The 24,758-nt window shown below is 58.6% G+C and carries 26 protein-coding genes; 15 read left to right on the top strand and 11 right to left on the bottom strand.

Annotated elements, in window-relative coordinates; genetic code table 11:
* The first annotated feature begins 47 nt into the window (after positions 1-47).
* Positions 48-1,508, top strand: a complete 1,461-nt coding sequence (locus GFER_RS13875) for a glycogen synthase (protein ID WP_040100361.1) — start codon at positions 48-50, stop codon at positions 1,506-1,508.
* 426 nt (positions 1,509-1,934) lie between these two features.
* Here the strand turns inward: GFER_RS13875 and GFER_RS13870 are convergent, their stop codons facing one another.
* Positions 1,935-2,240, bottom strand: a complete 306-nt coding sequence (locus GFER_RS13870; RefSeq protein ID WP_040100359.1) for an HNH endonuclease — start codon at positions 2,238-2,240, stop codon at positions 1,935-1,937.
* 155 nt (positions 2,241-2,395) lie between these two features.
* Between GFER_RS13870 and trkA the strand changes: the two genes are divergently transcribed.
* Genes trkA through GFER_RS13855 form a run of 3 tightly spaced genes read left to right on the top strand, consistent with a single transcriptional unit; the run spans position 2,396 to position 6,117 of the window.
* Entirely contained in the window at positions 2,396-3,748 is a 1,353-nt protein-coding gene (trkA, locus tag GFER_RS13865) for a Trk system potassium transporter TrkA (RefSeq protein WP_040100357.1), read from the top strand.
* A gap of 1 nt (position 3,749) precedes the next feature.
* Complete coding sequence (locus tag GFER_RS13860) at positions 3,750-5,192, top strand: TrkH family potassium uptake protein (protein ID WP_040100354.1); 1,443 nt, start codon at positions 3,750-3,752, stop codon at positions 5,190-5,192.
* A 46-nt stretch (positions 5,193-5,238) separates the two neighbouring features.
* Positions 5,239-6,117 carry an alpha/beta hydrolase gene (locus GFER_RS13855; protein ID WP_052446428.1) on the top strand — a complete coding sequence of 293 codons (879 nt, stop codon included), beginning with the start codon at positions 5,239-5,241 and terminating at the stop codon, positions 6,115-6,117.
* Between the two features lie 259 nt (positions 6,118-6,376).
* On the opposite strand, the gene GFER_RS13850 is transcribed toward GFER_RS13855, so the two are convergent.
* The 5 genes from GFER_RS13850 to GFER_RS13830 form a co-directional block, all read right to left on the bottom strand.
* Positions 6,377-7,030 carry a response regulator gene (locus GFER_RS13850; RefSeq protein WP_040100352.1) on the bottom strand — a complete coding sequence of 218 codons (654 nt, stop codon included), beginning with the start codon at positions 7,028-7,030 and terminating at the stop codon, positions 6,377-6,379.
* A 42-nt stretch (positions 7,031-7,072) separates the two neighbouring features.
* Positions 7,073-7,870 (bottom strand): peptidoglycan editing factor PgeF, encoded by a 798-nt coding sequence (gene pgeF, locus GFER_RS13845; RefSeq protein ID WP_040100350.1) that lies wholly within the window; start codon positions 7,868-7,870, stop codon positions 7,073-7,075.
* Between the two features lie 204 nt (positions 7,871-8,074).
* On the bottom strand, positions 8,075-9,055 hold the full coding sequence (locus tag GFER_RS13840) for an RluA family pseudouridine synthase (RefSeq protein ID WP_040100347.1): 981 nt from the start codon (positions 9,053-9,055) through the stop codon (positions 8,075-8,077).
* Positions 9,056-9,325: a hypothetical protein gene (locus GFER_RS13835; protein ID WP_040100345.1), complete on the bottom strand. Its 270-nt coding sequence runs from the start codon at positions 9,323-9,325 to the stop codon at positions 9,056-9,058.
* 154 nt (positions 9,326-9,479) lie between these two features.
* A complete protein-coding gene (locus GFER_RS13830) occupies positions 9,480-10,214 on the bottom strand; it encodes an HAD family hydrolase (protein WP_040100343.1) in 735 nt (244 codons plus the stop codon).
* Positions 10,215-10,406: 192 nt separating this feature from the next.
* Between GFER_RS13830 and GFER_RS13825 the strand changes: the two genes are divergently transcribed.
* From GFER_RS13825 to GFER_RS13775, 11 genes are all read left to right on the top strand, one after another.
* Entirely contained in the window at positions 10,407-11,000 is a 594-nt protein-coding gene (locus GFER_RS13825; RefSeq protein ID WP_040100342.1) for a helix-turn-helix domain-containing protein, read from the top strand.
* 124 nt (positions 11,001-11,124) lie between these two features.
* A complete protein-coding gene (gene elbB, locus GFER_RS13820; protein WP_040100340.1) occupies positions 11,125-11,790 on the top strand; it encodes an isoprenoid biosynthesis glyoxalase ElbB in 666 nt (221 codons plus the stop codon).
* Between the two features lie 160 nt (positions 11,791-11,950).
* The gene (rd, locus tag GFER_RS13815; RefSeq protein ID WP_040100338.1) at positions 11,951-12,109 is read left to right on the top strand and encodes a rubredoxin; all 159 of its coding nucleotides are present in this window, start codon (positions 11,951-11,953) and stop codon (positions 12,107-12,109) included.
* A 32-nt stretch (positions 12,110-12,141) separates the two neighbouring features.
* Positions 12,142-12,333 carry a ferredoxin gene (locus tag GFER_RS13810; RefSeq protein ID WP_040100336.1) on the top strand — a complete coding sequence of 64 codons (192 nt, stop codon included), beginning with the start codon at positions 12,142-12,144 and terminating at the stop codon, positions 12,331-12,333.
* 11 nt (positions 12,334-12,344) lie between these two features.
* Positions 12,345-13,043 carry a lipoyl(octanoyl) transferase LipB gene (gene lipB, locus GFER_RS13805; RefSeq protein ID WP_052446427.1) on the top strand — a complete coding sequence of 233 codons (699 nt, stop codon included), beginning with the start codon at positions 12,345-12,347 and terminating at the stop codon, positions 13,041-13,043.
* Entirely contained in the window at positions 13,006-13,899 is an 894-nt protein-coding gene (lipA, locus tag GFER_RS13800) for a lipoyl synthase (RefSeq protein ID WP_200889326.1), read from the top strand. Before lipB ends, lipA begins: the two co-directional genes overlap by 38 nt.
* Positions 13,871-14,815: a thioredoxin-disulfide reductase gene (gene trxB / locus GFER_RS13795; RefSeq protein WP_040100329.1), complete on the top strand. Its 945-nt coding sequence runs from the start codon at positions 13,871-13,873 to the stop codon at positions 14,813-14,815. Before lipA ends, trxB begins: the two co-directional genes overlap by 29 nt.
* A 189-nt stretch (positions 14,816-15,004) precedes the next feature.
* Positions 15,005-16,201, top strand: coding sequence for a 6-phosphofructokinase (locus tag GFER_RS13790; RefSeq protein ID WP_040100328.1), 1,197 nt, complete (start codon positions 15,005-15,007; stop codon positions 16,199-16,201).
* A 12-nt stretch (positions 16,202-16,213) separates the two neighbouring features.
* A complete protein-coding gene (locus tag GFER_RS13785; protein ID WP_040100327.1) occupies positions 16,214-16,735 on the top strand; it encodes a V4R domain-containing protein in 522 nt (173 codons plus the stop codon).
* Positions 16,736-16,752: 17 nt separating this feature from the next.
* Positions 16,753-18,600: a diguanylate cyclase gene (locus tag GFER_RS17900; RefSeq protein WP_052446426.1), complete on the top strand. Its 1,848-nt coding sequence runs from the start codon at positions 16,753-16,755 to the stop codon at positions 18,598-18,600.
* A 9-nt stretch (positions 18,601-18,609) separates the two neighbouring features.
* Positions 18,610-19,101, top strand: coding sequence for a DUF456 domain-containing protein (locus tag GFER_RS13775; RefSeq protein ID WP_040100326.1), 492 nt, complete (start codon positions 18,610-18,612; stop codon positions 19,099-19,101).
* Positions 19,102-19,158: 57 nt separating this feature from the next.
* Here GFER_RS13775 and rpsU read toward each other — a convergent pair whose 3' ends face one another.
* From rpsU to GFER_RS13750, 5 genes are all read right to left on the bottom strand, one after another.
* On the bottom strand, positions 19,159-19,359 hold the full coding sequence (rpsU, locus tag GFER_RS13770; RefSeq protein ID WP_040100324.1) for a 30S ribosomal protein S21: 201 nt from the start codon (positions 19,357-19,359) through the stop codon (positions 19,159-19,161).
* 418 nt (positions 19,360-19,777) lie between these two features.
* Positions 19,778-20,356, bottom strand: coding sequence for a flavodoxin family protein (locus GFER_RS13765; protein WP_040100323.1), 579 nt, complete (start codon positions 20,354-20,356; stop codon positions 19,778-19,780).
* A gap of 27 nt (positions 20,357-20,383) precedes the next feature.
* Positions 20,384-20,776 (bottom strand): TM2 domain-containing protein, encoded by a 393-nt coding sequence (locus GFER_RS13760; RefSeq protein ID WP_040100322.1) that lies wholly within the window; start codon positions 20,774-20,776, stop codon positions 20,384-20,386.
* Position 20,777: 1 nt separating this feature from the next.
* Entirely contained in the window at positions 20,778-21,950 is a 1,173-nt protein-coding gene (gene odhB / locus GFER_RS13755) for a 2-oxoglutarate dehydrogenase complex dihydrolipoyllysine-residue succinyltransferase (RefSeq protein WP_040100319.1), read from the bottom strand.
* 80 nt (positions 21,951-22,030) lie between these two features.
* The gene (locus GFER_RS13750) at positions 22,031-24,745 is read right to left on the bottom strand and encodes a 2-oxoglutarate dehydrogenase E1 component (protein ID WP_040100318.1); all 2,715 of its coding nucleotides are present in this window, start codon (positions 24,743-24,745) and stop codon (positions 22,031-22,033) included.
* Positions 24,746-24,758: the final 13 nt, after the last annotated feature.

Below are 24,758 nucleotides of genomic sequence, written 5' to 3'. Positions count from 1 at the left end.
CGGCAGCGTTTGCGCCGGCCCGGGTAGGATAGAGGGAAAAATTGCCCATGAAAATTCTGATTGTCTCCCCCGAAGTTTCCCCCTACGCCAAGACCACCGGGCTGGCCGATGTTGCCGGCATGCTGGCGCGCTCCTTGCGCAAGCTCGGCCATGACGCACGCCTCATCATGCCCTGCTACAAAAATGTCGACGACAATGGCTTTAGTCTGCGCAAAGGGCGCAAAAGCATTGAGGTCCACATCGACGGGACCCCGCAAAAAGGTCTTTTGCGCCAGACGCTGCTGGAAGGGGTCCCGGTCTACTTCATAGAGAATCGCGACTACTTTCACCGCGATGGCCTCTACGGCAACGGCAAGGGCGAGTATGCCGACAACGCCCAGCGGTTTGGTTTCTTCTGTCACGCCGTGCTGCAACTTCTGCGGCGCATGGATTTTCGTCCCGACGTCCTGCATCTGCACGGCTGGCAGACGGGATTGATCCCGGTGCTGCTGCGCACCAATCTCAAGGGTGATCCTTTCTATGCTCAGATGAGCACCCTGTTCACCCTGCACGATCTCGACAAAACCGGCCAATTCCCCATCGCCGACCTTGACGGGCTGGGCCTCGACCCCGCTGAACCGGATTACAGCGGCCTTGCCCTCAACGGCGGCATCTGCTTTCTCAGAGGTGGCCTGCTCTTTGCCGACCAGATCAACACCCTCTCGGAAACCTATCGCGACGAACTCCACAGCACCGCATTCGCAGGAGAGTTCGCGCCCCTGCTGCGCCGCCGCAGCGCCAGTTTCCACGGCGTCCTGAACGGCATTGACACCCGTTGCTGGGATCCGTCCCTGGACATGCACATCAATCGGCCCTTCAACGTGGAAAACCTCAACGGCAAGAAAGCCAACAAACGGGCGCTCCAAAAAGAGACCGGCCTGGCCCTGGAACCGCTGGTGCCTCTGGTGGGCCTGGTTTCGCCTCTAACCCGGGAGAAGGGCTGCGACATCCTCGTCGCGGCCGCCGACCGGCTTCTGGAACGTGGCATGCAAGTGATTGTTGCCGGACAAGGGGATGAGGCTCTGGAGGAGAAACTGCGTGTCCTGGGCGAGCGCCGCCCCGAACGGATCCGGGTCTTTCTCACCGACGAACAGGGCCTGGCGAGGCGCATTTTCGCCGGCAGCGACATTTTCCTCATGCCCAGCAGGCATGAGCCCTGCGGACGTGAGCAGATCGTTGCCCTGCGCTACGGCAGTGTGCCGGTGGTGCATCGCACCGGCGGGCTCAACGACACCATTATCGACATCGACGAGCGCCCACGGCAGGGCAACGGATTTGTTTTCGACCAGCCGACCCCGGAAGCCATGCTGGCCGCTCTCGACCGCGCCCTGAACGCCTATGAAAATCGCCGCCAGTGGCTCAAACTGGTCAAGCGCGGCATGACCCAGGATTTCAGTTGGACCGGCGCCGCGGAAAAATACGTGGAGCTGTATCGCAAATCCATGGAAAGCCCGCGCCAGCAGCCATGAAACTGCGGGAGCGAGTGTTGCCGAGGCAACGCTCGCTCCCGACCTATCTATTCATAGACCAGAGCGAAGCGCACCTGAAAATCCGCCAGACCCCGCGCCTGAGCTTTCTGCATCAGGCCTGAAACATCGACCAACACAGACTTTCCCGCGTCAAAATCCAGCAGTTCAAAGGTCGTTGCGGCCAAGGGTGCGGAGGCAAAATTTCCTGCGTCCAGGGGCAGAACCGGCCCGCCCGTGGCACCGTTGCGACCTGCGCCGGATGATCCACGATGCCGACCAGCCCCGTGCCGGAAACGTAAGATTCGCCATCATCAGCGCAGCCCGTCACAACCAGAAAAATCAGCCCCAGGCATCCCAACAACCATCCACGTCCAGCTTTTCCCATGGCACTGCGCAAATTGGGAGGAAATGAGGAAAGTCGCCGGTTTATTCCGCAACGTCCGTGTCTCGCAGCCGAGCCAGGTACTCGTCCCACTCCATGGGCAGAAGGTCTTTTTTGCGGTTGTTGCACTCCTTGCAGGCCGGCACACAGTTGCCGCGCGTTGATTTGCCCCCGCGCGCCAGGGGCAAGAGGTGATCCAGGCTGAGCTCGGCGGGCCTGACCCGCGCGCCGCAATAATGGCAAAGCCCTTGCGCGATGCGGTTTTTCCACCAGTTGCTCTTGCGCAGCTCACGGGCCTTGGCCCGTTCGCGGCGGATGTCTTCGTCCGAAACTTCGATAAATAAGTCCATGAATGACGCTCCTTTTCGCCGGAGCATTGTAGCGCCGCCGTCGACAAGGGGGCAAGTCCGGCGTCTACCTCTTGCACGATTCGCGCAAATATGCCATGAATAGCGCCGCGTCCTTGCTCGGACACCTACTTTCCTAAAAACTGAATGCAGCTACCATGAGAATCCTCATCGTCGGCACCGGTCAGGTCGGCTATTTCCTCTGCGAACGCTTGTCCGAGGAAGGCCACGAGGTCACCCTCATCGACAACGACCCGGAGCACCTCAACCGCGCTCAGGAGCGCCTCAACGTCCTGGGCATCCTCGGCAACGGGGCCAGCGCCGAAATCCTCGAACAGGGCGGCATCAAGTCCGCCGAAATCTTCATAGCCGTCACCGACATGGACGAGGTCAACATCCTGGCCTGTCTTCTGGCGCGCGAATACGGCGTCAAGCGGCGCATCGCCCGGGTGCGCAGCATCGAATTCTCGGGCCAGGGCGCGGTGCTGTCCAAGGAAAAGCTCGGCATCGATCTGCTCATCAATCCCAAGGATGCCGTCGCCGAGGAGATGATCAAGATCGCCTCGCGCCAGGGCGCTTTCGATGTGGCCGAATTCGTCGAGGGCCAGATCCAGTTCATCGGCTACCGTATCGGCGAAAAAAGCCCCCTGTGCGACCTGACCCTCAAGGAACTGGGCGAGATCCGCGGTATGTACCGTTTCGTCGTCACCGCCATCACGCGCGGGGAAAAAACCATCATTCCGCGCGGCGACGACACCATCCGCGTCGGCGACAGCATTTTCATCTTTGCCCATCACAACGATCTGCCGGCCATCCAGTATCTGCTGCAACCCGAACCGGAGAAAGCCTGCCGTCTGCGCCGCGCCTTCATCCTGGGCGGCGGCGGTATCGGGCTGCAAATCGCCCAGCGCCTGGAGCAACTACATTTCAACGTGCGCATCATCGACCGCAACGAGCAGCGTTGCGAATTTCTCGCCTCCAAGCTGCGCAAATCCATGATCATTCACACCGACGGCACCGACATTCGCACTCTGAGCGACGAGGGTATCGAGGGTGCCGATGTGTTCATGGCCGTCACCGGCAATGACGAGGACAACATCCTGTGCTCGCTGCTGGCGAAAAAGCACGGGGCGAAACGCGCCCTGGTGCTGGTCAACAAACCCGAATATCTCAACCTGGCGCCGTCGCTGGGCATTGATGCCTGCGTATCACCGCGCCTGGCTGCCGGGGCGGTCATCCTTAAGCACGTGCGGCGCGGCAAGGTGCTGTCCCTGGCCACCGTGGAAGGCAGCAATGCCGAGGTTCTAGAGTTGCAGATCGGCGAGGACAGCCGCATTCTCGATCAGTCCCTGAAGGATCTGCATTTTCCGCGCGGCGCCATCATCGGCGCCATTGTGCGCGGCCGCGAGTACCTGATTCCCACGGGCGAGACGATGCTGCGCCCTTCGGACCGGGTGGTGGTCTTTGCCCTGCCCGAGGCACTGCACAAAGTGGAGAGGTTTTTCGAGTAACATGAACCGCGTGCTGGTCCTGCGCATCCTTGGGATATTGCTGGCCTTTCTGGCGGCGGTGCTGCTGGCGCCCATCCCGTTTTCGCTGTATTTCGCCGACGGCGCCTGGCCGAGCTTTCTGCTCTCTTCGCTGATCTGCGCGGCTCTGGGCGGCGTGCTGATCCTCAAATGCCGCAGCCCAAGGGAGATGGCGGTGCGCGACGGCTTTGCCGTGGTCACCTTCGGCTGGACGGCCTTTGCCCTCTTCGGCGCCCTGCCTTATTTGCTGAGCGGCTCCATCCCTTCGGTGCTCGACGCTCTTTTTGAAACCATGAGCGGCTTCACCACCACCGGCGCCACCATTCTCCCCGACATCGAAGCTCTTGCCCCAAGCATCCTGTTCTGGCGCGCGCTGACCCAGTGGCTGGGCGGCATGGGCTTCATCGTACTCTCTCTCGCCATCCTGCCCATGCTCGGCGTCGGCGGCATGCAGATGTTTAAGGCCGAAATGCCCGGTCCCACCGCTGATCGCCTCAAGCCGCGCATTCAGGACACGGCCAAGCTGCTGTGGGGGGTGTACGTGCTGCTGACCAGCGCCCAGACCCTGTTGCTGATGCTGGGCGGCCTGAGCTTTTTCGATGCCCTCTGCCACGCCTTCACCACCCTGGCCTCGGGCGGCTTCTCGCCGAAAAACGCCTCGGTGGGCGCCTATGACAGCGCCTACGTCGATTGGGTGATCATCCTCTTCATGTTTCTGGCGGCGGTCAACTTCGCCCTGCACTATCAGGTGCTGCGCGGGCGCGGACGCGAGATGTGGCGCAACGAGGAGTTCCGCGTGTTTCTCGGCCTGACCCTGGTCATCATCGTGCTGGTGATGTGGGCCAACCAGGGCGCGGTGTACACCTCGCTGTCCGACAATTTGCGCTACAGCACCTTTCAGGTGGTGTCCATTTTTTCCACTACCGGTTACGCCACCGCCGATTACGGCATGTGGCCGGCCATGTCCCAGTATCTGCTCTTCCTCGCCATGCTGGTGGGCGGGTGCGCCGCCTCGACGGCCGGGGGCATGAAGGTGGCGCGCCTGCTGTTGCTGATCAAACACGCTCAGGTACAGATCTATCGCCTCATTCACCCGCGCGCGGTGCGCCTGGTCAAATTGGGCGATGTTCCCGTGGATCGCGAGATCATGCAGTCCATTCTTGGGTTTTTCGCTCTGTGGATGGCGATTTTCATGGTGGCGACCATTCTCATGGCGTCCACCGGCCTCGACATGGTTTCGGCAGCGGGTTCGGTGGTCGCCACCCTGGCCGTCATCGGCCCGGGGTTCGGCAGCGTCGGGCCGATGGAAAACTACGCCCATATTCTGCCCTTCGGCAAGAGCGTTCTGGTGGTGTGCATGCTGCTCGGGCGGCTGGAACTGTTCACGGTTCTGGTGCTGTTTTTCCCCACCTTCTGGCGCAAATAACCGCTGGTTGCTGCATCACCGGCTCAAGCGCGTTATAATACAACCCATGGCCCAACGAATCCTCAGCTCACTGCGTCTGATTTTATGGTTTGCCGCACTGCTCGTCATGACCTTGGCCACAAGAGTGGAGGCTGCCCTGGAGCATACCTTTATCTTCTTTCCGACGTCGCAGATCGTCTGGACACCCGACCAGCGCGACCTGACCTACGATGATGTGTGGCTCGACACCGAGGACGGTGTGCGCATCCATGCCTGGTTCCTTCCCGGCCGCGATGAGGTCGATCTGCCGGCATTGATTTTCTTCCACGGCAATGCCGGAAACATTTCTCACCGCGTTCACAACCTCGAACTTCTGCATCGTCGCCTCGGGATGCCGGTGCTGATTGTAAGTTATCGCGGCTACGGCCAGAGCCAGGGGCGCGCCTCGGAACAGGGTCTCTATCGGGACGCGCGCGCCGCGCACGACTGGCTCGCGCAACGTAGCTACCCCGCCGAGCGCCAGATCTATTTCGGCCGCTCCGTCGGGGCGGCCGTGGCCCTGCAACTGGCCGTGGAAAAACCGCCCGCCGGGCTGATTCTGGAAAGCCCGTTCACCTCCATTTCGGATATGGGCCGCCATCATTACCGCTTTCTCTACGCCCTGCTCGGCTGGACCATTGATGCGCAATTCGACAACCGCGCAAAAATCCCCGGCATCCAGAGCCCGCTGATGATCATTCACGGTAAACGCGACACCATCGTGCCGCCGCGCATGGCCGAAGAGCTCTACGCCCAGGCGCCGCAGCCGAAGGAACTGATCTGGCTCCCCCACGCCGGGCACAACGATACCCTCGACGCCAACCCTCAGGTGTACTGGGCTGCCTGGCAGGACTTTTTCGATTCCCTTGCACCCACAACCGCCTCGCATCAATCTCTCTCCCCTTAAAAAAAACGGCCTGGACGAATATCTTCGTCCAGGCCCAAATCAATCACGGCAAATTTTTCCGGTCCGCTAACCCCGGACCCCTCCTTCACTTATCAATAAATTAAACGTCCCCCCGCGCTGAAAAAGTTGAGAAGACCATAGCGTATTTTGCTTTTTCTGCCTATCAGGCAAAACCTGAAAATGGGGGTGGTTTTTTCTGAAAATGGGGTAAGGAAATGGAGGAAAGAGCTTCAGGGCGCGCCGCGAAGGCCCGACGACCTCAGAGGGTCGTCAGGCCTTCGCGGATGGCGAGCCGAATGAGGTCGGAGGAAGATTCGACACCGAGCTTTTGCATGATGTTATGACGATGGCTTTCAATGGTTTTCGGGCTGACGCTGAGCATTTTGGCGACTTCGCGCGCGTTCCGGCCTTCGGCGAGGAGTTGCAGGATTTCGCGCTCGCGCGCCGACAGACGATCGAGAGGCGAGGCTTCGCGAGCCGGATCTTCGTCGCCGACAAGAAGGCTGTCGATGACCTGATCGATGATGTGCGAGCTGAGATACATGCGCCCCGAGCCCACCGCCTCGATGGCCTGGAGCAACTCGGCGATGGCGGCATCCTTGACCACGTAGCCGCGCGCACCGGCTTTGAGAGCCGACAAGATGGTTTTGCGGTCTTTGTGGCTGGACAGGGCTAACACCTTGGCGGCTGAATTTTCCGCGATTATCTGGCGGGTCGCGTCGATGCCGTTGAGCACCGGCATCGACAGATCCATAACGATGACATCGGGCTTGAGTTCCCGCGCCAAACGCACCGCCGTGCGCCCATCGCTTGCGGTGGCAATCACCTGGATGTTCTCTTCGGGACTGAACAGCGCCTTGACGCACTCATGGAAAACGGCGTGATCGTCGGCAAAAAGCACTTTGATTTTCAATCCTGCCTCCCGCGCCTTCTCTGGTTCGAAATCACCCCTGCGTCAAGCAGGCAACATGATAAAACCCATCTGTCGCCCGGTCTGGCCCTGGTCACGACGATGGGAAAAAAACAGCTCCCGGTGGCAGCAGGTACACTCGTCGGCCTCTTCGATGTGCGCCGCATCCAAGCCCGCTTGTCTCAATTGCAGACGGCAGCAGGTACGCAGATCGAGTTGCCATTTTCCGAGGCCCGTTTCGACGGCGATAGCTTCCCATTCCATACCGGCAGCGCGGAAGGCATCGCGCACCGGGCGGTCGACTTCATATTTGTGGGCACCGATCCCGGGGCCGATGGCGGCCCGCAGATTTTCGGGCCGGCTGCCGAGCAGGGTGGACAAAGAGCGCACCGCTTTGGGCAGGATCTGAGCGGCCGCGCCACGCCAGCCGACATGGACCACCGCAGCGGCGCCACAGAAGGGATCATGGAGAAGCACCGGATAACAGTCGGCGACCAGAACCCCGATGAGAATACCGGGCTGATTGGTGAGAATGCCGTCGCACTCCACCTGCAGAAAATGAGACAGATCGGGGTTGGGCTCATCGATGACCAACAGATCGGTGCCGTGAACCTGACGCGCGTTCAGCAGCAAATGGGGCTGTACCTCGAAAGAACGTGCCAGGGTGGAGCGGTTGGCTTCGACGTTGTGGCGCGCGTCATCGGTATTGAACCCTAGGTTGAGGGAATTGAAGGGCGCGCGGCTGACGCCGCCGTTGCGGGTGGTAAAACCTGCCACCACCTGGTCCTCGCGGGCCCACGCGGGCTGCAGATAACTGATCTTGCCTTGACGAACCTGCTTCATAACAGGGAATACTCCAGAGGTTTTTTGTAATTCTTCAGCTGCAATGTTCTATCACGCCGCAGGCCGTGGCGCGTGAGTGCGGCGGTGAATGTTTGAGCCGCAGGCGAGTTTTCACCGCAAGCGATGCCGTCGCGGCCTGCGGTGCATGCTGAACAGTTACGATTATTTGCGATAGCGCAAGATTAATGCTTGTTGCAGGGAAGGTCAACCCTGGCCTTCCCTAAGGTATTTTCCATCGAGATAGGCGAGGATATCCTGCAAATCAGAAGGCGGTAGCGATTGAAATTCAACCGCTGCGCCCGTGGCCGGATGAACAAAACCGAGCAGGCGGGCGTGCAGTGCCTGGCGCCCGAGTTTTTGCACCAGCCGCCGCAACTCGGTGTCGACAAGAGAATGGGTGCGGGAGCTGCTGCCGTAGACCGCATCACCCACCAGGGGCAGGTTGAGATCCGCGAAATGCACCCGGATCTGGTGCGTGCGTCCGGTTTCAAGGGTCAGATCGAGCAGGGTCAAACGATCGCGGTCGTAGCGCTTCACCACCCGCCAGTGCGTCACGGCACGGCGCCCCCGCGAGCCGCGGCTGCTCATTTTTTTGCGTTCCACGGCATGGCGCCCGATGGGACGGTCGATTTCACCGCAATCGGCTGTCACCAGGCCGTGAACCAGGGCCAGATAGTGCCGCCGGATGGAGTGCGCCTTGAACTGAGCGGCCAGGTGCTGGTGAGCCAGATCGTTTTTGGCCGCGACCATGACCCCCGAGGTATCCTTGTCCAGCCGATGGACGATGCCGGGGCGCAATTCTCCACCGATCCCGGCGAGATCTCCGCAGTGATGCAACAGGGCATTGACCAGAGTGCCCGAGGAGTGACCGGCGGCCGGGTGCACGACAAGACCGGCAGGCTTGTCGATGACAATGAGGTGCGAATCCTCGTAAAGCACGCTGAGGGCAATGTCCTGCGCCTGCGGCTCGACCGGAACCGGTGACGGGATCTCGACACTCAGGCTCTCGCCGCCTTTGAGCCGCTCGCCGGCCTTGACGGCACGACCACCGACGAGAACCCGCTGTTCATCGATCAGTTTTTTGATCTGGGAACGCGAAAATTCCGGAAATTGATCGGCGAGAAAATGGTCGAGTCGCCGGCCTGCGGCCGGCTCGGGGAAGACAAAAGTATGGGTGGTCGCCATCTACCAGATTGCACTTTCAATTTTTCCCGCCTGCTTGATCATGACATCGACAATGGCGCGTTCATAGAGATGGTCACGGCCCGCCAGATCAGGCGAGACCCGCGCCTGAAAATGCTCACGCCCTTCTTCGAGTTGCTCGGCAAGCACATCGAAGAGGTTGTCGTTCTTGATGCCCGAGGCAACCTTGTCCTGATTGTAAAGGGCGATGTCCGAAACGATGGCGCGAGCCAGACGAAAAGCCAGATCGGGATTCTCAACCAGCCTGGGCATATTTCCTCCCTGGGCCACTGAGCAACTTGCGTCGCCGCGCGGCGGTTAGTGGATGATCTTCCCGAATCTTAACGAATAAATTCATTTGTGTCAATTAATCATGTAAAGCTTCGGCCTCGATGATCGTCAAGGGACGCTTGGGGCCGAGTGGTCCCTAAATTTCCCGCAGAAACCTCAGCAGTCCCTGATGATCACCGCGAAAGTCGCTGTGGAAGGCACCGTCCAAGCGGTCGATCATCCAGGTATCGACCAGCCAGGTGGGGATCCCGACCTGGCCGGCGGCCAGATCATGTTCGGTGTCGTTGCCGACCATAAGACATTCCTCCGGCGCCAGATCGAAAGCATCGAGAATGTCGTGGAAATAGCGCGGATGCGGCTTGCAGAAGCGCGTGTTTTCATAGCTGGTAACCAGGTGGTAGGAGAAATCCTCCAACCCGCCCCAGCGCAGGCGCGCCTCCACCACCTCGCGGGGAAAAACAGGATTGGTGGCGATGACGACCGTCCATCCCCGGGCAAAACACAGATCGAGGATGTCGCGTGCCAGCCCCAGCGGTTTGATCAGCGGCTCAAGACCATGCAAACCATCCGCGACGTAGTCGGAGAAGCGCCGCCTGAAATCTTCAGGCGCGATCCCCAGATGCTGCGTGAGGGCGCCGAGAAAAAGTTCCTGATTGGTGCTTTGGTCGCTATCGTCCTGCAGCAAGGCAAAGGTGGCGCTGACCACTGTATCGATAAACCGAGAGCGGGGCGCGAGGTCACCGAAGTGACCGGCCAGTCCGCCGACATAGGCGGGGATAAAAGCGTTCATTTCCACCTGAAGCAGGGTGCCGTCAAGATCGAACAGCACCGCGCGCGGCGGGCGTTGAGCAAGCAGAGTATCTGATGTCATGGGAAAAATCCGATTTTCACAAAGGCGCAGTCTTTATTCCTACCAGATCCGATCTTATCAGAGGATGCCCGGTGGGGGAATGGAGAAAAGACAAAAGTTGGCGCCGCGATAACTCATGAAGACTATTTTCTTGACTGATTTGCCTGCTCACAGTAAAAAAATTCGAGCTTTAAGCGGCGAGGGCAAGAAAACATGGACAACATCCGCGAGGAAGTCAAGGAACTCCAGATCGGCATCAAAGTGCGGCGCCTGCGCCAGGAGAAGCGCCTGACTCTGCAGGCGCTCTCCGACGCCACGGGCCTGTCCAAGCCGCTGCTCTCGCAGATCGAAAACGATCAGGTCATCCCGCCCCTGGCGACCCTGCTGCGCATCTCCAAAGCCCTCAAGGTCGGCATTCACAGCTTCTTTGAAGAAGAGGGCGACAGCGACAAATGCATCCTGGTGCGCGCCGATCAGCGTCGCCCACTGCAACGCCGGCACCTGCCCGACCATCCCGTGGCCGCCTATACCTATCACTCCCTGGCCTACGGCCGCAAACACAAGCACATGGAACCCTTTCTCGTCGAGTTCCAGCAAGGACAATGGCACGATGAGCTGATGGTGCGTCATGACGGCGAAGAGTTTCTCTTTCTGCTCTCGGGCGAACTTGAATTGCATTTCGGCGAGCAGGTCATGGTCCTGAAACCCGGCGACTCGGTTTACTATGATTCTTCCGAACCCCACGGCTACATCGCGCGTTCGTCCCTGCCGACCCAGGCGGTGGCGGTCCTGTATTCAAAAGATTGATAAGCGATGGGATTGAGAATTACTCGGGTCGGTCGGTTGACCTGGTCGCCTTCGTCGTCTATATTTTTAAATTCCTGGGACACTTTGAATTTCTGAACCTTTGCGACTCAAGGAGGTAAGGATCATGGCGAAAAAGATAGGCGTTGTCCTCGCAGGCTGCGGCGTTTATGACGGCTCTGAAATTCATGAGGCGGTCATCACCCTGCTGGCCATCGACCGCGCGGGCGCGGAGGCTGTCTGCATGGCCCCCAACATGGACCAGTTGCATGTCGTTAACCACCTCACCGGCGAAGTCGCCGAGGGCGAAAAACGCAACGTACTGGTCGAGGCTGCGCGCATCGCCCGGGGTCAAATCAAGGACATGGCGACAGTCAAAGCAAGCGATCTCGACGCACTGTTTCTACCCGGTGGATTTGGCGCAGCCAAGAACCTGTGCAATTTTGCCGTCAAGGGACCCGAGTGCGACGTCAATCCCGAAGTCGCGCGCCTGGTGCGCGAGGTGGTGAAAGCTCAAAAGCCCCTGGCGGCGGTCTGTATCGCACCGGCCCTGATCGCCAGAGTGCTCGGCGATGAAAAACTGGCTCACAAGCTCACCATCGGCACCGATCAGGGAACGGCCCAAGCTCTTGAGACCATGGGCGCCGAGCATGTGACTTGCCCGGTCAACGAATTTATCATCGACGAAAAAAACAAAATCATCTCAAGTCCGGCCTACATGCTTGCCGGACGCATCAGTGAAGCGGCCGAAGGTATCGAGAAAACCGTGCGCGTACTACTGGAAATGGCTTAGACAATCGCATTGCCGTGCTGCAAAAGGCGAATCCCGGAGGATTCGCCTTTTGTGTTTGCGTCAGAGGGCATGGCTTGCCAGACGGAACAAATCGTCTAGAATGGATAAGCTGTATTTCAATTCACCCGACCCAGGCCCCGAACAAGGAGGACATCGAACCATGGAAAAGTACCGCTGCATCATCTGTGATTACATTTACGACCCCGCCGAAGGCGATCCCGGCAGTGGAATCGATCCCGGCACAGCCTTTGCCGATCTGCCCGACGATTGGGTTTGCCCCCTGTGCGGTGCGGACAAAAGCAACTTCGAAAAAGTCTGACCTGAATCCAGGTCTAGTAAAGGAGCGGCGGCATGGCCAGAGTCCCCATTGTCGACCAGGAGGCGTGCATTAGTTGCAACCTGTGCGTTGACCTGGTTCCCGAGGTTTTCCGCCTGAATTCCGATGGTCTCGCCGAAACGTACGACCCAACCGGCGCGCCCGAGGAGAAAATTCAGGACGCCATCGACAATTGCCCGGTTAACTGCATCGCCTGGGAGGACTAATACCTGATCCGATGCCCATGAATACGGCTTTGCGCTTCCAGACCCTGCGGGCGGGCCGCCTCGACTACGAGGCCGGCCTTGCCTTGCAGGAATGCCTGGTGGAACGCCGACTGCAGGGCGGGCCGGAGATTCTCGTCCTGCTCGAACACGATCCGGTCATCACCTTGGGCCGCGGCGCCCGCGACGCCCATGTCTTGCTCAACCGCGAAGATCTGGCGCAACGCGGGATTGCCTGCCACCGGGTCGGGCGCGGTGGCGATGTCACCTGGCACGGCCCCGGACAACTGGTCGCATATCCCATTGTGCACCTCGATTCCTTCGGTCGCGATCTTCATCGGTATTTGCGCCTGCTGGAAGAGACTCTTATCCTCGCTTTGGCCGCATTCGGCATTCACGGCGAGCGCTTGAACGGGAAAACCGGCGTGTGGGTGGGAGAACGCAAGATCGCCTCTATCGGCGTCGGCGTCCGACGTTGGGTGGCCTGGCACGGCCTGGCGCTCAACGTCGATCCCGATCTGAGAGGGTTTTCCGCCATCGTGCCCTGCGGGTTAAGCGGGGTTGCCATGACGTCCCTGAACGCGCTGCGCGCGCTCCCCGTCTCCTTGGCCGAGGTGGAGGACGCCCTTATTCATGCCTTTGCTGCAACCTTTTCTCTGAGCTATGCCGGTGACTATGAGTTTCCCCCAGAGACAGAAGCCCGATTGGCTTAAGGTGCGCTTGCCCCAGGGACCGGGATGGGCGCGCATCGATCGTTATCACCGCGAACAGGGGCTGCACACGGTGTGCCGCAGCGCGGCCTGTCCCAATCAAGGTGAATGCTGGAGTCGCGGTACGGCCACCTTCATGATCCTTGGCAACCTGTGTACCCGGACCTGCACCTTTTGCAATGTGCAGGAGGGCCGGCCTGTGGTTCTCGACCACACCGAGCCTGCACGCGTCGCCCAAGCCATCCATGAGCTTGGATTGCGCCACGCCGTGGTCACTTCGGTCACCCGCGACGATCTGCCTGACGGCGGCGCCGCCCAATTTGCGCGCCTGGTGCATGAAGTCCGCGCACGCGCGCCGGGCTGCCGCCTCGAACTGCTGATTCCCGATCTGGCCGGCAACCTGCATGCCCTGGATGTCATCCTCGCCGCCGCACCCGATGTTCTCGGACACAATGTCGAAACCGTGCCGCGCCTCTACCCGCAGACCCGTCAGGGTGCCGATTATCAGCGCTCCCTTGACCTGCTGGCAGCCGCCCACCGGCGCGCGCCGCAGGTACTCACCAAATCCGGGTTGATGCTGGGGGTGGGTGAATCCTTTGAGGAAATTTTCGCGGTGTTGGCGGATCTGCGCCGAGTCGGATGTTCTCTGCTGACCCTCGGTCAGTATCTGGCACCGACCCGACATCATCATCCCGTCATCCGCTATCTGAGACCCGACGAATTTCAGCAGTTGCGCCAAGATGCCCTGGCCTTGGGCTTTGTCCATGTCGAGGCCGGTCCACTGGTGCGTTCTTCCTATCATGCCGAACAACAGTTCGAGGAGGCCGCGGATGCCTGCAAACTGCCAAAACCCGCTTGAAACCCTGATTCTCGGGTCCGGCCCGGCCGGGCTCACCGCCGCCATCTATGCCGCCCGCAGCCGCTGCTGCCCGCTGGTCATCCATGGTCGGCAACCCGGCGGCCAGTTAACCACCACCACCGTCATTGAAAACTATCCCGGCTTTGTCGAAGGGATCGACGGCAATGAGCTCATGCAGCGGATGCAGGAGCAGGCGAAACGCTTTGGTACGCAGTTTGTCGAAGGCGAAGTAACCCGCGTCGAATTGACCAAGACACCTTTTCGTATCTGGCTGGGAGAGGAATGCTATCAGAGCAAAACCCTGATCATCACCAGCGGGGCCTCACCCAAGATGCTGGGGCTGGACAATGAGTGGGAACTCTACGGTCGCGGCGTCTCGGTATGCGCCACCTGTGACGGATTCTTCTACAAAGAAAAGGACGTAGTGGTGGTCGGCGGCGGCGATACGGCCATGGAAGAAGCGAGCTTTCTTGCCCGCTTTGCGCGCAAGGTGACGGTGGTGCATCGCCGCGACGAGCTGCGGGCCTCCCCGCCGCTGCAAAAGCGCACAATGGACAACAAAAAGATCTCTTTCCGCTGGAACACCGAAGTCGTTGCCATCCACGGCGACAAACAGCAGGGCGTTCACGGCCTGCGGCTACGCGACAACACCAATGGCGAGGAAGAGGATTTCGCCTGCCACGGGGTTTTTATCGCCATCGGGCACACCCCCAACACCGATCTGTTCAAAGGCCAGCTGCACATGGACCAGGATGGCTACATTCTGACGAAAAACGCATGTGAAACCAATATTCCCGGCGTGTTCGCCGCCGGCGACGTGCAGGATCCAAATTTCCGCCAGGCGATCACCGCTGCGGGTTCGGGCTGCATGGCTGCGATGCTGGCGGAGCGCTACCTGGACAACCTGGGAGAGTGATGGAGCAAAGCGACGGATAACAAACTTTGTAACTATTCAGCGGCAACGTCCGACAGTACCGCAGGGTGCGGCGGTTGAGTGCTGCGGCAAATGTTTGAGCCGCAGGTGAGCTTTTGCCGCACGCGATGCCGCCGTACCCTGCGGTGCATGCTGAACAGTTACACGTTTTCAACTTTGAGGAGACTTGATATGTCCAGCAAGGGAACCATTGGAATTCTTACCGGAGGCGGCGATGTGCCGGGACTCAATCCCGCCATCCGCGCCATTACCATCCGCGCCCTGCGCGAAGGCTATAAGGTTCTCGGCATCCGCCGCGGCTGGGCGGGCCTGGTTGAACTGGTCCCCGATGCCGAGGCCGACAACAGCGCCAACGTGCAAGTTCTGACCAAGGATGTCGTCAACCGCGCCGGACGCACCGGCGGCACCTTTCTGCACACCTCGCGCACGCGCCCAAGCCATCTGCCCAAAGCCAACCTGCCCGAGCATCTGCGGGATAAATACACCGACGACATCAACGACGTCACGCCCGAAGTGCTGCGCAACATCGAGTTTCTCGGCCTCGATTTTCTCATCCCCATCGGCGGGGACGACACCCTGAGCTATGCCCAGCGCCTGCACGAAGAGGGTGTCAAGGTGGTCGCCATTCCCAAAACCATGGACAACGACGTGCCGGGCACCGACTACTGCATCGGATTTTCCACTTGCGTCACTCGCACCATCGAGCTGACCCACCGCTTGCGCACCTCGGCCGGCAGCCATGAGCGCTATTTGATCATCGAAGTGTTTGGTCGCTACGCCGGCTTCACCGCGCTGTTGCCGACCATGGCCGGCGCCGCCGACCGCTGCATCATCCCTGAGCATCCCTTCGATATCGAGCAACTTGCGCGGCTGGCCACGGAGGATCGCAATCGCCACCCCAGCAAATATTCCGTGATCCTGGTCTCCGAAGGCGCCAAGCTCAAACATCAGGAAGAGATGTTTTTTGAAGGCCAGGAAGCTGATCAATTCGGCCACCGTAAGCTCGGCGGCATCGGCGATAAAGTTTCGGCCCTGCTCAAAGAGCTTTCGCCGCGCTACAACAACGGCCGCCGCATCAACGTACTTAACCAGCGCCTCGGCTATCTGGTGCGCAGCGGCGAGCCCGATGCCCTGGATTCCATCGTGCCCATGGCCTTCGGCAATATCGCTCTTGACCTGGTGCTGTCCGGCACTTCGGGACAACTGGTGAGCATCCATAACGGCAGCTACGACACGGTGCCCATCACCATCGTGACGGGCGAGAAAAAGGTGGTCAATGTCGACAGATATTACAACGTCGAGCGATTGCGCCCGAACTACGAATCCTTTCAGCGTCAGCCTCTGTTTATCATGACCAGTGATCGGTGAGAGGATTCAGGCATGTTTCAGGACAAGGCATATCGCTTCAAATGGGCGGATCTCGGCGACATTGAAAAAGGCCGACCCAACCTTGGCAACATGACCAATGTGGCGGTTTATCGTCTCATGCATTTTTCTACGCGCGAAGTCCTCATTGAAAACTTCGGCGTTGAAAAAACCAACCAACTTTTGTTCCAATCGGGCAAGTTGGCAGGACAGGAATTCTGCCGCAACCTGCTCAATGTCAATGCGTCTCTGAGTGATTTCATCGCCGAGCTTTACGAGACACTACTGAAGCTTAAAGTCGGGATTCTGAGAGTGGAGAAAAGCGATCCAAACAGCATGCATCTGGTGGTGACGGTTTCCGAAGATCTGGAATGCTCCGGTCTACCGGTAACCGGCGCCACGGTGTGCGATTACGATGAGGGTTTCCTTGCCGGCGTTTTGGGTGTATATCTGAACAAAGAATTCTCCGTGAAAGAAATCGACTGCTGGTCCACCGGTGATAGAACCTGCCGCTTTCGGATCAACCCCCAGCCATAAAAATCCCTGGAGCCTGCATGACGCGTCCGGCGAACGAGCGCCAGATTATCAGAGCCTGCAACGAAAGCTTGCAGGCTCTGCTTTGCGCATCGGTTAACATCAGCATTCTCGATCTATCCACGGATGAGAATGTTTCACCGGACACCCGTGCACTGCTGGAAACCACCCAACTTCTAATCCAAGGATATGCTGAGGCCACGGACTTCATCGGCGCGCTGGCCAAAGGCAATATCAACGTCGAGCCACCGCGCAAAAATCACCTGATTGCCCCCTACAAAGAATTGCATGCCTCACTGCAAAGCCTGGTGTGGCAAATTCAGCAGGTCGCCGACGGCAACTACAATCTACGCATTGATTTTTTGGGCAGGGTGTCCGATTCCTTTAACCGCATGGTGGCCGCTCTCGCGGATAAAAGGCGCATCGAAGCAGAGTTGTCACTGAGTGAAGCACGCTCGCTCAGGGCCGAAACGGTGGCGAAGGCGGGGCATTGGGAATGGCATCCGGACGAAGGCACCATTTACGGCTCACCCGGGGTTTACAAAATCTTCGGCATGGAGAATCAGCCCCTGACGCTTGATTCGACGCTCGACGTGGTACTACCCGAAGAGCGTTCGCGCGTTTATCACGCCTTGCGACAACTGGTCGAAGGCGATGAACCCTATGATATCGAATTTCGCATCACCCGCAGGATCGATGGCCAAATTCTCGATGTGCATTCCATCGCCGAATATGACAGAGCCAGGCGTATCGTATTTGGTATCATTCAGGATATCTCCGCGCGCAAATGCGCAGAGCGGGCCCTCGACTACCAGCATCGCTTTCAGAAAATGATCGCCGAAATCTCTTCGGATTTCATCAACGCCGACCACGATGACCTCGATGCCAGAATCGACAAAATGCTGCAATCCACAGGCGCGTTTTTTCAGGTCGACAGAGCCTACCTGTTTCAGTTTTCCGCGGACGGAAAATACATGAACAACACCCACGAGTGGGTCAGCGCGGGGATTGATCCCGAGATCGGCTACATGCAGAATCTGCCCCTCGATTCCTTTCCCTGGTGGGCGAACCAGGTCAGGGAAAACAAGAATGTCTATATTCCCGATGTCAGCCGGCTGCCTCCCGAGGCCGCGGCGGAGAAGGAAGAATTTCAGCGACAGGGCATCCAGACCATTCTCTGTGTTCCCATTTCCCGTGAAAACAAGGTCATCGGCATTTTCGGCTTCGATTCGGTGCGCGCCAAGCGGGTTTGGGAGGACGATCAGGTTTTCTTTTTCAAGGTGGCGGCCAATACGGTTTCCAATGCCCTGCTCAAGCATAAACTGGAGCAGGAACTCATCGAGAGTGCCGTCACCGACCAGTTGACCGGCCTCTTCAACCGCCGCTATCTGCACACCCACCTGCCGCCACTTCTCGAAGAATATAAGCGCACCAAAAAACCCGTTGCCGTGGCCTTCTTCGACATCGACCATTTTAAAAAATTCAATGATACTTATGGCCATCTCGCCGGCGATTTCATCCTCCAGCAGTTTGCGCAACTGCTCAAGGAAAACATCCGGCCCTTTGACATAGCCTGCCGCTACGGGGGGGAGGAATTCCTGGTGCTGGCCAACGGCGCCGGTGGAACGGTGGTAAGCACCATTGCCGAGCGCATACTCGAAAAAGCCCGGACGCGCTACTTCGAGTTTGATGGAAAACGCTTACACCTGACCCTGAGCTGCGGCGTTGCCGATTGCACAGAGTTTGGCGAACAAGCCCTCAACGCTGAGACCCTCATCGACACAGCCGACCGCAGGCTTTATCGCGCCAAGGAGGGGGGCAGAGATCGATGCGTCTATGGTGACGATGCGTCAGAAGGCAATGAATAAGAGACAACAATGACGACCCTGCTGCTCTTGATTCTCGCCATCGTTCTGGTTCTGCTCGGACTGGCCGGATTGATCCTTCCGGCTCTGCCCGCCGCACCGCTGATTTTCGTCGGATTGCTGCTCGCCGCTTGGGCGGAAGATTTTGTCTATGTCGGCTGGCGCACGCTGAGCGCGCTGGGAGGATTGGCTTTTCTCGCCGTGCTCGCCGACTTCGTCGCCGGCGCTTTCGGCGCCAGACATTTCGGCGCCACCCACAGAGCCGTGATCGGCGCTGCCCTGGGTGCCGTGATCGGCCTGTTTTTCGGTTTCCTCGGCATCCTGCTCGGCCCCTTTCTTGGGGCCGTGGCCGGTGAACTGACGGCGCGCAACGACTTGCGCGCTGCCGGACGCGCCGGCTTCGGCGCTCTCATCGGCCTGGTGCTGGGATTGGCCGCCAAAACCGCCTTCGCCTTTGCCATGATCGGGCTGTTTCTGCTGGTGAGAATCTTTGCTGGAAACTGATTCAGCACCTCTTGCCCGTAAGCATAACACGCCCTTCGCAGCGGTCCACAGCCGCGGTCAGTGACTGGATCTGGCCATCTTGCGCGCTTTCTTGCGCAGACGGCGGGCCGCTTCGGTTTCCTTGCGTTTACGCCGCTCGCTTGGTTTCTCATAAAAACGGCGCTTTTTCAAATCACGGAAAAAACCGTCCTGCTGCAGTTTGCGCTTCATGACTTTCATGGCTTTAGTCAGATCGTCGTTATGGACCTTGATTTCCATGAGAAATGCTCCTTTCCTGGGGTTTAAGAAGGGATAGCCGCCGGTGCGGCTCAGGCAAAAAGAGACCAAAACCGTCCCGTAAAAACGAAACGGCAAGGGTTTTGGATTGGGGAGGCGATGCGGACGATTCGCGCCTCAGTCCCTATCTGGGGTCAGGGAACGGAGGTACGAAGAAATCGGGAAATTTTGCGCAGGGAAGAGAAACGCAGAAAACTTGCGGAGTCTAAGCGGAACTTCAGCGGAACAAAAATTGTCGACGGAATTTTCACAACTTCAGAAAAACGCATGTCTCACTTTCAGAAAGAATTATTCTCCTTGACCTAATCTTCAACACGGTGACCTGCCATACCACTAACATGGTTGAACTCTGATGTCAAAAAGCGCCCTGCGGCGCAATTGGGCATTGCAGTTGAAGACGTTACAAAGATGTGAGCTTTTTCAGCAGCCAAGCCATATTTTCCCCCAGCGTCCGCATGGTTGCAACGCCTTCTTCATCCTTTTCAACCTCACCGATGTCACGGCCGACGCCAAAATTCCAGTAATCGGATCCGGGAACGATCATCTGGCTGATGAGAAAGAAGTGGTTGAGGCTGTCGAAAGCGTGAATTGCGCCGCCGCGGCGCACGGCGATGACCGCGGCGCCGACTTTGCGCCGGAACATCTCGCCGTTGGCGCGCGCCGTCATACCGGAGCGGTCAACCAGCGCCTTCATCTCACTGGTGATATCGGCAAAGTAGGTGGGTGAAGCGAGAATGATGCCGTCGGCGGCCGCCATCTTGCCGATCCACTCGTTGACACTGTCGTCCGTCACCGCGCAGCGCCCGTCCTTACGCTGCCAGCACTTGTAGCAGGCGATGCAGCCGCGCATGCGCTCGCCGGCCATCTGCACCAGTTCCGTCTCGATTCCTTCTTTTTCCAATTCGCTGAAAACATGGCGCACCAGGGCGGCGGTATTACCGTCGCGGCGGGCGCTGCCGTTAAATGCGATGACTTTCATGAATCCTCCCTTTTTACAATATTCGGGTTAGCGCCCCAGGCGGCTGTTCACCTCACTGATCTGGGTGTTGAGAGTCCAATAGTCGTAAATAATGCCCAACAGAAACAGCCCGCCGGTGAGAAGATAAATCAGACCGGTTAGCCATTTCCCGAGATAGAAGCGATGAATGCCGAAAACGCCGAGAAACGTCAAAAGAACCCAGGCGACGTTATAGTCCGTAGGCCCAGGGATGAAGCGCAGATCGGCGGCGCGATCCATGGACGGGATCAGGAACAGGTCGACAATCCAGCCGATGAAGAACAGACCAAGGGTAAAAAAATACAGAGTGCCGCTGATGGGACGCCCGTAATAGAAGCGATGGGCGCCCATGAAGCCGAAAATCCATAATACATAGCCGATGACCTTGCTGTGGCTGTCCATGTCACATTTCCAGCAACATCTCTTCGGGTTCCTCCACCAGATCCTTGACGCGCTTGAGAAAGCTCACCGCCTGGCGGCCATCGATGATGCGATGGTCATACGATAGGGCCAGATTCATCATGGGACGGATGACGATTTGGCCCTCGCGCACCACGGGACGCTCCTGAATGGCATGCATGCCGAGCACCGCGCTCTGCGGCGGATTGAGAATAGGAGTGGAATTAACGGATCCGTACACCCCGCCGTTGGTAATCGTGAAGGTACCCCCCTGAAGATCGGCCATTTCAAGCTTGTTGTTTTTAATTTTGTCGACAAAAGCGGCCAGACCCTGCTCGATCTCGGCAAAGCTGAGGTGATCACAGTCGCGCAGCACCGGCACCACCAGGCCTTTCTCACCGCCAACGGCAATGCCGATGTCATAGTAGTGATGATAGATGAGATCATCGCCGTCGATGGCGGCGTTCACTTCGGCGAACTCTTTGAGGGCTTCAACGCTCGCTTTGACAAAGAAGGACATGAGGCCGAGCTTGACGCCATGACGCTTCTCGAAACTTTCCTGATTTTTTTTTCGCAAGGCCAGCACGCGGCTCATATCCGCCTCGTTGAAGGTGGTGAGCATGGCGGTCTGCTGGCGCGCGGCCAGCAAGCGCTCGGCGATGCGCTTGCGGATGGAGGTCATGGGCTTGCGCGTGCTGCGCTCCTCGTCTTCGGGGGGCGCTGGTGTTTTCTCGGCAGCGCCAGACTTAGGCGCAGCCTTTTTCTCTTTCTCCGCAGGCTTTTTTTCTTCCTTTTCTTCCTTTTCTTCCTTTTCTTCCTTTTCTTCCTTTTCTTCCTTTTCTTCCTTTTCTTGCTTTTCTTGCTTTTCTTGCTTCTCTTGCTTCTCTTGCTGCTCTTGCTGCTCTTGCTGCTCTTGCTGCTCTTGCTGCTCCTCCGCCGACTTTTCCTCGCCTTCTTCAATGGTGCCGATGACCGCGCCGACCTTCACCGTCTCACCTTCTTGGGTGGTTATGCGCAAAATACCATCGGCATCGGCATTGATCTCCAAAGAAATCTTGTCGGTCTCCAGTTCGCAAAGCAGATCTCCCTCGCGCACCTGTTCGCCGTCATTTTTGTGCCAGTGGGAAATTTCAGCCTCGTAGACTGATTCTCCGACTTCGGGAATTTTAATTTCCATAAGAACTCCTTTTTTGAATCCTCGAATGACATGAGTCGGGGCCAACCACTGGAGAATTGCCCGCTTGTGTTCAGTCGGGCCTATTCGTGATTGCTTGAATCTGAACCGAAAGCCGCGTCGAGCAGCTCTTCCTGTTGTTTTTTGAACAGCCGATGAGACCCCACGGCCGGCGCGGCGGATGCGGCGCGCCCGACATAACGGGGGTGGCGTTTAAGAATGCGCGCCAGGGGACCGTTGATGTAAGACCAAGCGCCGTTATTGCGCGGCTCTTCCTGTACCCAGGCGATATCGGGCACTTCACACAGAGGCTCGAGAGCCTCGGCGAGAAGATCGGTGCGCAGAGGATAGAGCTGCTCCAGCCTGATGATGGCGACATCCTCGCGCTCCAGCTCGCGGCGACGCTCCTCAAGGTCGAAATAGATCTTGCCGCTGCAGAGCAGAACCTTTTTGGCCTGCGCCGCATCGATGGATTGATCAGCAAGCACCTCGAAGAAACGGCCGCTGCTCAATGCGTCCAGATTCGAGCGGCAGGCGGGGTGGCGCAACAGACTCTTGGGCGTGAAAACCACCAGGGGGCGGCGGAAGGGTTGCTTGAGCTGGCGACGCAGCAGGTGAAAGAACTGCGCCGGCGTAGACGGGTAACAAACCTGGATGTTGTCGTTGGCGCACAACTGCAGAAAACGCTCGATGCGCGCGCTGGAATGCTCCGACCCCTGGCCTTCGTAGCCGTGAGGCAGAAACATGACCAGGCCGCACATGCGATCCCATTTGCTGCCGCTGGAGACGATGAACTGGTCGATGATCACCTGGGCGCCGTTGACAAAATCGCCGAACTGGGCTTCCCAGATGACCAGGCCATAGGGAGATTCGATGGCATAGCCATACTCGAAACCCAGTACCGCCGCTTCGGAGAGCATGCTGTTGTAGCATTGAAAAACCGCGCCCTCGGCAGCGACTTTTTCCAGGGGAATAAAGGCTTCGCCGCTCTCCATGTTGAACACGGCGGCGTGACGCTGACTGAAGGTGCCGCGCCGTGAATCCTGTCCGGAAAGGCGCACTGTATGCCCCTCGGCCAACAAGGTGGCAAAGGCCAGGGCTTCGGCATTGGCCCAGTCGATGTCCTCACCCTGCATGACCGCTTCATAACGGCGCTGTATAAATTTTTCAATTTTGGGGTGCAGGGCAAAACCCTTGGGTATCTGGATCAACTCTTCAGATAACCGGCGAAGTCGCTCGGCGTCGACGGCCGTCACCACAGCATCCGCAGGTTCGTAAGCGCGCTGAATGTCTTTCCATTTACCGTGAAATCCACCGTCCGGTTTCGCCTGACGGCCTTCCAGAGCCTTTTCCAACCGCTCTACGATCCCCTCGGCCAGGGCCTCGACATCGTCGCTGGAGAAAACGCCTTCATCCACCAGGTGCTGGGCGTAGAGTTCGTGTATGGGCGGACGCTCCTTGATCTTTTCGTACATAAGCGGCTGGGTGAAAGACGGCTCGTCGCCCTCGTTATGCCCCTGGCGGCGGTAGCAGATGAGTTCGACCACCACATCCTTGGCAAAACGATTGCGGTATTCAAAGGCCAGATGGGCGGCATAAACCGCAGCCTCGGGGTCCTCGCCGTGAACGTGGAATACCGGAATCTGGAGCATCTTCGCCACATCCGTGGCGTAGCAGGTCGAGCGTGCCTCGGGCGCCAGAGTGGTGAAGCCGATCTGATTGTTGATCACAATGTGCAGGGTGCCGCCCGTCGCGTACCCTTGCAGTTGCGAGAGGTTTAGGGTTTCGGCGACGATCCCCTGCCCTGCAAAAGCCGCGTCGCCGTGGATCAGGACCGGCAGGACCGCGTCACCGCGGCGCCCGTAATAGTCCTGGCGGGCGCGGCTCTTGCCTTCAACGACCGGATCAACGGCTTCCAGGTGGCTGGGATTGGACGCCAGGGAAAGATGCAGCTCGCTTTGTCCCAGGGGTGCGATGTCGCACGAAAAGCCCTTGTGGTATTTGACGTCGCCCTCGCCCACGAAGGCGTACTCGAGATTGTCCTGGAACTCGGCAAAGATGGTTTCCAGAGGCTTGCAGAAAATGTTGGCCAGCACGTTGAGGCGACCGCGATGAGTCATCCCCAGCACCAGGTCCTTGATGTCCAGGCGATTGGCAGCCGTCACTATGGCGTGCAGCAGCGGTATCAGGGTTTCTCCCCCTTCCAGGGAAAAACGCTTCTGGCCAAGAAATTTGCGGTGCAGAAACTCCTCAAAAAGTCCGGCCTGCTGGAGCTTTTCGAGAATCTCCCGTTTTTCCTGCGCGGAGAAATCCGGTCGATTACGCGTGCTCTCCATGCGCTCCTTGAGCCACTGGCGTTCATCGGGGTTCTGGATGTGCATGAACTCGACGCCGACAGAGTGGCAATAGGTTTCGCGCATGAGCTCCAGAATTTCGCGCAAGCTTGCCTGGGGCTTAATAAAGCGCCGAGTGTGAAACACCTTGTCCAGATCGTCGTCGGACAGTCCGAAATTGTGGAGATCCAGCAAAGGATGGCTGATCGGGCAGGGATTGAGGGGATCGGTGCAGGCCAGCAGATGGCCGAGATCGCGGTAGCGGTAGATGAGGGACTGCACCCCCGACTGCTTGAGGGCGAAGGCCGGATCGAGGCAGGTGGAAGCCGCCGCGCCACCTGTCTCGCCGAGGTCGAACCCGGCGAAGAAAGCCTGCCAGTCCGCGCCCACATCTTGCGCATTGTGCCGCCAGCGATGGTAGAGATTTTCGATCCAGCGAGGGTCGAGATTATGCAGAAAAGACATAATTCAAAAGCTG

It is taken from the genome of Geoalkalibacter ferrihydriticus DSM 17813, assembly GCF_000820505.1.
Taxonomy (GTDB): Bacteria; Desulfobacterota; Desulfuromonadia; order Desulfuromonadales; family Geoalkalibacteraceae; genus Geoalkalibacter; species Geoalkalibacter ferrihydriticus.
Note: the sequence above shows the minus strand (reverse complement) of the source record. Positions and strands in the feature narration are given on the sequence as shown.

Excerpts from the sequence above, each read along its gene's own strand:
- GFER_RS13875 (WP_040100361.1), top strand. The coding sequence starts at position 48 with ATGAAAATTCTGATTGTCTCCCCCGAAGTTTCCCCCTACGCCAAGACC.
- GFER_RS13870 (WP_040100359.1), bottom strand. The coding sequence starts at position 2,240 with ATGGACTTATTTATCGAAGTTTCGGACGAAGACATCCGCCGCGAACGG.
- trkA (WP_040100357.1), top strand. The coding sequence starts at position 2,396 with ATGAGAATCCTCATCGTCGGCACCGGTCAGGTCGGCTATTTCCTCTGC.
- GFER_RS13860 (WP_040100354.1), top strand. The coding sequence starts at position 3,750 with ATGAACCGCGTGCTGGTCCTGCGCATCCTTGGGATATTGCTGGCCTTT.
- GFER_RS13855 (WP_052446428.1), top strand. The coding sequence starts at position 5,239 with ATGGCCCAACGAATCCTCAGCTCACTGCGTCTGATTTTATGGTTTGCC.
- pgeF (WP_040100350.1), bottom strand. The coding sequence starts at position 7,870 with ATGAAGCAGGTTCGTCAAGGCAAGATCAGTTATCTGCAGCCCGCGTGG.
- GFER_RS13840 (WP_040100347.1), bottom strand. The coding sequence starts at position 9,055 with ATGGCGACCACCCATACTTTTGTCTTCCCCGAGCCGGCCGCAGGCCGG.
- GFER_RS13835 (WP_040100345.1), bottom strand. The coding sequence starts at position 9,325 with ATGCCCAGGCTGGTTGAGAATCCCGATCTGGCTTTTCGTCTGGCTCGC.
- GFER_RS13830 (WP_040100343.1), bottom strand. The coding sequence starts at position 10,214 with ATGACATCAGATACTCTGCTTGCTCAACGCCCGCCGCGCGCGGTGCTG.
- GFER_RS13825 (WP_040100342.1), top strand. The coding sequence starts at position 10,407 with ATGGACAACATCCGCGAGGAAGTCAAGGAACTCCAGATCGGCATCAAA.
- elbB (WP_040100340.1), top strand. The coding sequence starts at position 11,125 with ATGGCGAAAAAGATAGGCGTTGTCCTCGCAGGCTGCGGCGTTTATGAC.
- rd (WP_040100338.1), top strand. The coding sequence starts at position 11,951 with ATGGAAAAGTACCGCTGCATCATCTGTGATTACATTTACGACCCCGCC.
- GFER_RS13810 (WP_040100336.1), top strand. The coding sequence starts at position 12,142 with ATGGCCAGAGTCCCCATTGTCGACCAGGAGGCGTGCATTAGTTGCAAC.
- lipB (WP_052446427.1), top strand. The coding sequence starts at position 12,345 with ATGCCCATGAATACGGCTTTGCGCTTCCAGACCCTGCGGGCGGGCCGC.
- lipA (WP_200889326.1), top strand. The coding sequence starts at position 13,006 with ATGAGTTTCCCCCAGAGACAGAAGCCCGATTGGCTTAAGGTGCGCTTG.
- trxB (WP_040100329.1), top strand. The coding sequence starts at position 13,871 with ATGCCTGCAAACTGCCAAAACCCGCTTGAAACCCTGATTCTCGGGTCC.
- GFER_RS13790 (WP_040100328.1), top strand. The coding sequence starts at position 15,005 with ATGTCCAGCAAGGGAACCATTGGAATTCTTACCGGAGGCGGCGATGTG.
- GFER_RS13785 (WP_040100327.1), top strand. The coding sequence starts at position 16,214 with ATGTTTCAGGACAAGGCATATCGCTTCAAATGGGCGGATCTCGGCGAC.
- GFER_RS17900 (WP_052446426.1), top strand. The coding sequence starts at position 16,753 with ATGACGCGTCCGGCGAACGAGCGCCAGATTATCAGAGCCTGCAACGAA.
- GFER_RS13775 (WP_040100326.1), top strand. The coding sequence starts at position 18,610 with ATGACGACCCTGCTGCTCTTGATTCTCGCCATCGTTCTGGTTCTGCTC.
- rpsU (WP_040100324.1), bottom strand. The coding sequence starts at position 19,359 with ATGGAAATCAAGGTCCATAACGACGATCTGACTAAAGCCATGAAAGTC.
- GFER_RS13765 (WP_040100323.1), bottom strand. The coding sequence starts at position 20,356 with ATGAAAGTCATCGCATTTAACGGCAGCGCCCGCCGCGACGGTAATACC.
- GFER_RS13760 (WP_040100322.1), bottom strand. The coding sequence starts at position 20,776 with ATGGACAGCCACAGCAAGGTCATCGGCTATGTATTATGGATTTTCGGC.
- odhB (WP_040100319.1), bottom strand. The coding sequence starts at position 21,950 with ATGGAAATTAAAATTCCCGAAGTCGGAGAATCAGTCTACGAGGCTGAA.
- GFER_RS13750 (WP_040100318.1), bottom strand. The coding sequence starts at position 24,745 with ATGTCTTTTCTGCATAATCTCGACCCTCGCTGGATCGAAAATCTCTAC.